The following is a 385-nucleotide window of genomic DNA, read 5'->3' as shown; positions in this document are numbered from 1 at the left end:
CTCCATTTTTATCGGTAATTTCTACTTTTGTATTGGGATCTGTTGTACCTTCTATTTTTACACTACCATCTTTATCTGGCGTTGCTGTAACATCACTTGGTTTTGTTGGTTTCTCTAATGGGAGTTGTGGAACTGTTACATCAGTTTTATCTGATTTATTTCCTTCTTCCCCAGCAGTTACTCCAATAGTATCTCCAGGTTTAACATTTTTATCAGCCGGGATATCGATAACAAATTTTCCATCATTATCTGATGTACCAGTACCAATAACATCACCATTTTTATCGGTAATTTCTACTTTTGTATTGGGATCTGTTGTACCTTCTATTTTTACACTACCATCTTTATCTGGCGTTGCTGTAACATCACTTGGTTTTGTTGGTTT

At 35.3% G+C, this 385-nt stretch carries 1 protein-coding gene; it reads right to left on the bottom strand.

Annotation, left to right across the window (positions count from 1 at the left end; genetic code table 11):
- A partial coding sequence (locus BG261_RS05845; RefSeq protein WP_233278906.1) for an Ig-like domain-containing protein occupies nt 1-385 on the bottom strand: 385 nt, incomplete at both ends.

It is taken from the genome of Floricoccus tropicus, from assembly GCF_001832905.1.
GTDB lineage: Bacteria > Bacillota > Bacilli > Lactobacillales > Streptococcaceae > Floricoccus > Floricoccus tropicus.
Note: the sequence above shows the minus strand (reverse complement) of the source record. Positions and strands in the feature narration are given on the sequence as shown.